Raw genomic sequence first — 5,676 nt, 5'->3', positions numbered from 1 at the left:
CACTCGCGCCACCGCCGCTCGCACGGCAGACTCGCTCCCGGCTCCCCGGTCCTGGCCTACCGCACCCAGCAGCGGACGCTGCTCTCCGCACTGGCCGAAGCCTTCGCGCTGACCTGCGCGGCCCAAACCGCCAGGGACCTCTGGACGTTCACCCTGGACGGCCGCACCACCACCGGCACCACGAGCGGTACCCCACCGGACATGGCCTTCGCGCCCTGGGCATCCGTGGACCGCCGCCTCGCCGCCTTCAAGGCACTCGCGGTGGCAGGAGCCGCGCACGTCACGGGCGAATGCCAGCACCGCTGCGGTCTCGCCGGCTACCTCGCCGTCAACCGGCTCTCCGCATACCACGGCTTCGCCCACTCCTTCGACAGCGCCGGCGGCGACAACCGGCTCATCCTGCTCGACATCGGCCGCGCGCTGGCCGAAGAGCACACCGAAGACACCGCGCCCACCCCGTCCACCCCGCCGGGGCACCCGGACCCGGACAGTCCCGCATGGTGGCCGGGCCTCGTCGGAGCGCTGGAGCGGCGACTGGCGGGCGACCTGCACACGACCCTCCGCACCCGCCGCACCCCGCACCTGAGCCAGATGGCGCTGTGGAACCCCGTACTCGAACACACCCGGCAGCTCGGCGAGATCCACACCCTGCGACTGGCCGCACAGAGCGTCGCCGACACCCTCGCCGCGGTCCACGACCCCACCGCACGGGGCCCGTTGAGCACCCTCGCCGCCCTCTACGGCACGACCCAAGCCCTCCGGCTGGCCGGCCCGCTGCAATGGACCGGACTCCTCGGCCCCACCCGGGCGGCCACCCTGAACGACACCGCGGACCGCCAGTGCGAACGCCTCATGCCGCACCTGACGACGCTGATCGAGGCCCTGGGCACCCCCGACGACCTCCTCCCCACCCCGCTGTCCGACCCCGACTACGCCGCCGCGCTCGGCGACACCCTCACCTGGCACCCCGGAGTACCCACGTGACCCTCAACGACCACCCCGCCCGCCCCATCGGCGTCCTCGGCATGGGCACCTTCCTCCCCTCCCGGCGACGCCCCAACGACGAAGTCGCGTCCGGCGCGGGCGTCACCGCCGACTGGATCACCCAACGCACCGGAGTGCGCAACCGCCACATCGCAGCGCCCCACGAGGCGGCCTCCGACCTGGCGGCCTGCGCCGTACGGGCCGCCGTCGCCGCGGCCGGCCTCGACATCGAGCAGATCGACCTGCTCGTGCTCGCCACCTCCACCCCCGACGAGCTGGGCCCGTCCACCGCCTGCCGGGTACAGGCCCTCACCAAGGCGCGCAACGCCGTCGCGCTCGACGTCAGCGCCGCCTGCTCGGGCTGGCTGTTCGCGGCCCGGGTGGCGCACGACTGGCTGCGGTCCGATCCGTACGCACGGTACGCCGCGGTCGTGGGCGTGGAGGCGTACTCGAAATTCCTCGACCCCGCCGACCGCGGCACCGCCGTCCTCTTCGCCGACGGCGCCGCGGCATCCGTCCTCGGGCCGGTCCCGCCCGGACAGGGGTTCTGCGACTTCCACCTGGGCTCGGACGGAACCCTCGCCGACCGGGTCCTCATCCCCGCCGGCGGCAGCAGAAGGCCCGCCAGCAGCACCACGCTCCGCACCGGCGCCCACACCATCCACATGGACGGACGCGCCGTGCGGGACTTCATCACCGCCATGTTCCCCCTGGTGGTGCGCGACAGCCTGGCCCGCAACCGCCTGCGGCTCCAGGACATCGACGCCTTCATCACCCACCAGCCCAACCCGAAGCTGCTCCGTGCCGTCGCCACCGACCTGGGCATCCCCGTCGACCGGCTCCCGATCGTCGCCCAGGAGGTCGGCAACATCGGCGCCGCCTCCACGCCGTACGCACTGGCCACCGCCGCCGCCAACGGACTTCTCACCCCCCGATCCCGCATCCTGACCGCCACGTTCGGCGCCGGTATGACCTGGGGCAGTGCCCTGCTGACCTGGAGCGGTGCCCCCACCATCCGCATCGCTCCGCAGCGGGCCGCGGCAAGCGAAGGGACGCTCCACCATGCACACCGCTGAAGCCTTCCGTCTCGACGGCGCCCGCGCCCTGGTCACCGGGGCCTCCCGCGGCATCGGCCGGGCCGTCGCCCTGGCCCTGGCCGACGCCGGAGCCGACCTCGCGCTGTCCGCCCGCACCGAACCGGCCCTCAAGGACACCGCCGCAGAGGTCGCGCAGCGGGACCGCGCCGTGCACCTGGTGGCGGGGGACTTCGCCGAACCCGCCGCCGCCGGCCGGGTCGTCGACGAGGCCGCCGACGCCCTCGGCGGGATCGACATCGTCGTCCACAACGCCGGTGTGCTGCCCGCCCGGCCGGATGGCACACCGCTGCCCGTCCCGCTGCCCGGCTCCCACCAGGACGACTGGGACCACGTCGTCACCGTCAACCTCAACGCGACCGCCGTCCTGTGCCGGCACGCCCACCGACACCTGACCGCCTCACCGCGGGCCAGCCTGGTGCTGATGTCGTCCGTGGCCGGCGTGATCGGGGCGCCCATGATGGAGGCGTACGCGGCCACCAAGGCGGGCCAGGTGTCGCTGGCCCGCAGTCTCGCGGCCGGCTGGGCGCGCGACGGCGTACGCGTCAACGCCCTGTGCCCGGGGTGGACGCGGACCGATATGACGGCCTTCGCCCACCGCACCGCGCCGGTCTCCGACTGGCTGATGGCCCATGTGCCGCTGGGCCGCTGGGCGGAGCCGGAGGAGGCCGCCTGGGCGGCGCTCTACCTGGCCTCGCCCGCCGCCGGCTACCTGACCGGCCAGGCCCTCGTGATGGACGGCGGCATGTCGGTGCCGGACGGCGGCCTCGCCGGCATTCCCAAGCCGTCCTCCCCGTTCGCGGGGGTGTGACCCCGTGACCGGACAGCGCACCGCCCCGACTCCCCAGCGCGCCGCGGTCATCTGCGGTATCGGCTCCTCGCTGCCCCCGCGCGTGGTCTCCAACGAGGAGCTGACGCGCCAGGGAGGCCTCCGGACCTCCGACGCCTGGATCCGCTCCCGCACCGGCATCGTCAACCGCCGCCGTGCCGCCCCCGGCATCGCCACCGGCGAGCTCGCCACCGCCGCGGGCCGCGCCGCCCTCGAATCCGCCGGCGGCCCACCCCCCGACCTGCTCCTGCTCGCCACCACCACACCCGACCGGCACTGCCCGGCCACCGCACCGGAGGTCGCCCACCGCCTCGGCCTGTCCACCATCCCCGCCTTCGACCTGGCAGCCGTCTGCTCGGGCTTCGTCTACGGGGTGTCCCTCGCCACCGCGCTCCTGCTCAGCGGGTCCTGCGCCCGGCCGCTGGTCATCGCCGCCGAGACCTACTCCAGCATCATCGACCCCCTCGACCGCGACACCGCCTACATCTTCGGCGACGGCGCCGGCGCGGTCGTCCTGCGCGACGCCGACCCCGGGCAGCCGGGCGCCGTCATCGCCACCGACCTCGGCTCCGACGGCTCCCGCTGCGACCTGATCGCCATCAACGGCGGCGGCTCCCGCATGCCCCTCGCCGCACAGCAACTCACCCGCCACGACCGCTACTTCCGGATGCAGGGCCGCGACGTCTACGCACAGGCCGTACGCCGCATGACCCAGTCCTCCCGCGCCGCACTGCACCGGGCGGGCTGGGCACCCGCCACCGTCGGAGCCTTCATCGGCCACCAGGCCAACCAGCGGATCCTCGACTCCGTCGCCGACCGGCTCGACATCGACCCCCGGCACCGCTTCGGCAACATCCAGGACGTCGCCAACACCGCCGCCGCCTCGATTCCCCTGGCCCTCGCCGACACCGCCGCACAGGGACTCGTACCCCCCGGCGCCCGTACCCTCCTGACCGCTTTCGGCGGCGGCCTCACCTGGGGCTCGATCGCCCTGACCTGGCCCTCGGCCACCCCCCGGCACCACCCTCCGCACCCCCGCCCCACCGCCGAACCGTCCCCCGCCTCACCTCACCCAAGGACGCAGCCATGGACGATGTCCTCCAGCACCTCGTGACCCTGCTCACCGACAAATTCGACGTCCCCGCCGACGCCATCCTCCCCGACTCCACCCTCACCGACATGGACCTCGACTCCCTCGCCGTCGTCGAGTTCGCCGTCACCCTCCAGGAGCTCTGGCACATCGACCTGGACGACGACGCCGCGGCCGACATCACCCTCGACGACCTCGCCAAGACCGTACGCGGTCTGCTGAGCGAGCAGTCCGGAACCGCCGCGCCATGACGGCCGCCACGTCCGCCGCACTGTCGATGTCCCCGCCAACTCCCGTGGCGGTCACCGGAATCGGCCTTGTCACCCCGGCCGGGATCGGCGCCGACGACACCTGGAAAGGCGTCTGCGCCGGCCGGCCGACCGCCGCGGCCGACCCCGGACTCGCCGGACTGCCGGTCACCATCTCCTGCCGCGTCCCCGGCTTCGACGCGCGCACGCAGGTGGGCGGCGCCCAGCCGTGGCGCTACGACCGGTTCACGCACTTCGCGCTGACCGCGGCCCGGGAAGCCGTCCGCGACGCGGGTCTCGACCCCGCGTCGCGGGACTGGCCCGCCGCCCGCGTGGCTCTCGTGCTGGGGTCGGCCGCGGGCGGCGTGGGCACCTATGAGCAGCAGCACCGCAAGCTGCTCACCACCGGGCACCGCTCGGTGTCCCCCCTCACCCTGCCGGCCTTCCTCCCCAACATGGCGGCCGGCCAGCTGGCGATCGACCTGGGGGTGCGCGGCCCGGTCCTGCACACCGCCACCGCCTGCGCCTCGGGCGCCACCGCCCTGGCCACCGCTGCCATGCTCCTTGCCAGCGACGCCTGCGACATCGCGGTCGCAGGCGGCAGCGACGCCATGATCACCCCCCTGTGCGTCACCGCGTTCGCCCGCGCCGGAGCGCTCTCCCACCGCCTCGACGACCCCCCGGCGGCCTCCCGCCCCTTCGACGCCACCCGCGACGGCTTCGTCCTGGCGGAGGGCGCCGGCGTGCTGATCCTGGAACGTGCCGCGGACGCGGCGGCGCGCCGCGCACCCACCCGGGCCCTGCTCACCGGGCACGGCTCGGCGACCGACGCCCACCACCCGGTCGCCCCCAGCCCGGACGGCCGCGGGCTGCGCGCCGCCCTACGACAAGCCCTCGGCCGCGCCGCCGCGACGCCGGCCGATGTCGCCCACGTCAACGCCCACGGCACCGGCACCCCGCTCAACGACCGTACCGAAGCGTCCGCCCTGCACGGCCTCTTCGGCGCCGCCGACCCGTCCGTCACCTCGGCCAAGGGTGTACTCGGCCACACCATGGGCGCGGCCGGCGCCATCGAGGCGGCCCTCACCGTCCTGACCGTGCAGCACCAACTCGCCCCACCCACGGCCAACTTCCACACCCCCGAAGCCCATACCGCCGTCCTCGACGTGGTGGCCCGGACGGCCCGCAGACAGCGCATCGACCTCGCCCTGAGTGTCTCCTGCGGCTTCGGCGGTCACAACACGGTTCTCGCCTTCACCCCCGCCCCGCGCCCCCTCGGTGCTCCGCCGGCCGGCACACCGTCCCCCACCCGCCCCGGCCCTCACCTCGACCCGGCCTCCTGACACCGGCCGCAGACACACCCACCCTCACGGCACCCCGCCGCCCCTCCACCGCCGTACCCGCACCGTCGCCGGTCGCCGGCGGGCGGCG

Annotated in this window: 6 protein-coding genes; all 6 read left to right on the top strand. The window is 74.8% G+C overall.

Going from position 1 to position 5,676, the window contains the following annotated elements:
* Positions 1 to 984, top strand: a 984-nt coding sequence (locus IEZ17_RS42585) for an acyl-CoA dehydrogenase family protein (protein ID WP_308427683.1), incomplete at its 5' end; no start/stop codon positions are given.
* Between the two features lie 41 nt (positions 985 to 1,025).
* On the top strand, positions 1,026 to 2,060 hold the full coding sequence (locus IEZ17_RS21445; protein WP_189302679.1) for a 3-oxoacyl-ACP synthase III family protein: 1,035 nt from the start codon (positions 1,026 to 1,028) through the stop codon (positions 2,058 to 2,060).
* Positions 2,047 to 2,889 (top strand): SDR family NAD(P)-dependent oxidoreductase, encoded by an 843-nt coding sequence (locus tag IEZ17_RS21440; protein ID WP_189302544.1) that lies wholly within the window; start codon positions 2,047 to 2,049, stop codon positions 2,887 to 2,889. Before IEZ17_RS21445 ends, IEZ17_RS21440 begins: the two co-directional genes overlap by 14 nt.
* Positions 2,890 to 2,893: 4 nt before the next feature.
* Positions 2,894 to 4,021, top strand: a complete 1,128-nt coding sequence (locus IEZ17_RS21435; RefSeq protein ID WP_189302542.1) for a beta-ketoacyl-ACP synthase III — start codon at positions 2,894 to 2,896, stop codon at positions 4,019 to 4,021.
* Positions 3,994 to 4,248, top strand: a complete 255-nt coding sequence (locus IEZ17_RS21430) for a phosphopantetheine-binding protein (protein ID WP_189302540.1) — start codon at positions 3,994 to 3,996, stop codon at positions 4,246 to 4,248. The genes IEZ17_RS21435 and IEZ17_RS21430 overlap by 28 nt, the downstream gene beginning before the upstream one ends.
* Positions 4,245 to 5,588, top strand: a complete 1,344-nt coding sequence (locus tag IEZ17_RS21425) for a beta-ketoacyl-[acyl-carrier-protein] synthase family protein (RefSeq protein ID WP_229852474.1) — start codon at positions 4,245 to 4,247, stop codon at positions 5,586 to 5,588. Before IEZ17_RS21430 ends, IEZ17_RS21425 begins: the two co-directional genes overlap by 4 nt.
* The last annotated feature ends 88 nt before the right edge of the window (positions 5,589 to 5,676 follow it).

Source organism: Streptomyces albospinus (assembly GCF_014648695.1).
In the GTDB taxonomy this organism is placed as follows: domain Bacteria; phylum Actinomycetota; class Actinomycetes; order Streptomycetales; family Streptomycetaceae; genus Streptomyces; species Streptomyces albospinus.
Note: the sequence above shows the minus strand (reverse complement) of the source record. Positions and strands in the feature narration are given on the sequence as shown.